The sequence below is a fragment of the Jiella avicenniae genome (assembly GCF_021390325.1).
GTDB classification, from domain to species: domain Bacteria; phylum Pseudomonadota; class Alphaproteobacteria; order Rhizobiales; family Rhizobiaceae; genus Jiella; species Jiella avicenniae.
The window spans coordinates 1-1,413 of record NZ_JAJUWU010000046.1 but is presented as its reverse complement, the minus strand read 5'-3'; the positions used below and the strand labels follow the sequence as shown (position 1 = coordinate 1,413).

General features: G+C 63.8%; 1 protein-coding gene. It reads left to right on the top strand.

Annotated elements, in window-relative coordinates; genetic code table 11:
• Positions 1-80 precede the first annotated feature (80 nt).
• On the top strand, positions 81-1,268 hold the full coding sequence (locus tag LZD57_RS23915; RefSeq protein ID WP_233722091.1) for an ISNCY family transposase: 1,188 nt from the start codon (positions 81-83) through the stop codon (positions 1,266-1,268).
• The last annotated feature ends 145 nt before the right edge of the window (positions 1,269-1,413 follow it).

Genomic DNA, 1,413 nt, shown 5'->3' with positions numbered 1-1,413 from the left:
TGTCGTAAGCACATGAGTTGTCCGGGTTAGGTAGCAGACGAGTTGTCCGGTTTGGATATCGCGCAGGAGGTGGCGCGACGATGAACCGGACGACCTGGCTGCAGGACCACAGGATGAGGAAGTTTCGCGATGTTTTGAGCCGCTGGGAGGCACGGGAGTTGTCCTGCCTGGAAGCCGGGGAGCTGTTGGGCTGCTCGGAGCGGCAGTTTCGGCGCCTGCGGCGGCGCTTTGAGGACGAGGGGCTTGCCGGCTTGGCGGACCGGCGGCTGGGCAAGGCCTCGGCGCGGCGGGTTCCGGCCGATGAGCTGGAATGGATGCTCGAAGAGTATCGAACGCGGCACCTTGGATGGAACGTGAAGCATTTTCACGAGCATCTGGTGACGCAGCACAACTTCGCCTGGGGCTACACCTGGACGAAGACGCAGCTTCACACGGCAGGTCTCGTCGAACGGGCCAAGCGGCGCGGCGCCCATCGCCGCAAACGGGAAAGGAAGCCGTGCGAGGGCATGATGCTGCATCAGGACGCAAGCCGCCATGCCTGGCTGTGCGGCCAGCCGCCGCTGGATCTGGTGGTGACCATGGACGACGCCACGAGCCGCATCTATTCGGCCTTCCTGATCGAGGAGGAAGGCACGGCGTCGAGCTTCTTCGGCCTCAACGAGACGTTCGCCGCCAAGGGCCTGCCGTCCAGCCTCTACACCGACCGGGGCAGCCATTACTTCGTGACTGTGAAGGCCGGCGAAGCGGTGGACAAGAGCCGGCTCACCCAGGTCGGCCGGGCGCTCGATCGGCTCGGCGTCGAGCACATCGCCGCCTATTCGCCGCAGGCCCGCGGCCGCTCGGAGCGCATGTTCTCGACGCTGCAGGACCGTCTACCCAAGGAACTGGTGCTGGCCGGGATCGCCGACATGCAAGCAGCCAACCGCTATCTCGCCGAAACCTATCTGCCGGTTCACAACGCTCGCTTCTCGCAAAACCCGGCGGTCGCCGAAAGCGCCTTCGTCGCCGTCGACCCGGCGGTTCTCAACGAGATCTTGTGCGTCGAGGTCGAGCGTGTCGTCGGCCATGACAACACGGTCGTCTTCGGCAAATTGCGGCTGCAACTGCCGGAAAGCCCAATCCGAAGGCACTTCGTCAAGGCACGGGTCAAGCTGCGGCAATATCCGGACGGTTCACTTGCCGTCTTCCATGGCCCGAGGCCCATTGCCCGCTATGCAAAGGACGGCCGCTTGCGCAAGCCGAACACCGCAATCAGGCAGGCGGCGTGAACCGCTTCGACGCCACCTGCCAGCCTGTGGACTTGTGGACAGCCGCTCACCGCGCCTGACCACAGGGTCCACAGGGCCAAACCAAAAACAGAAGCGGACATTTCGTGTGCTATCAAAAACGGACAACTTGAAACGCTAGCGACAG

Coding starts and splice junctions, on each gene's coding strand:
- LZD57_RS23915 (WP_233722091.1), top strand. CDS start 81: ATGAACCGGACGACCTGGCTGCAGGACCACAGGATGAGGAAGTTTCGC.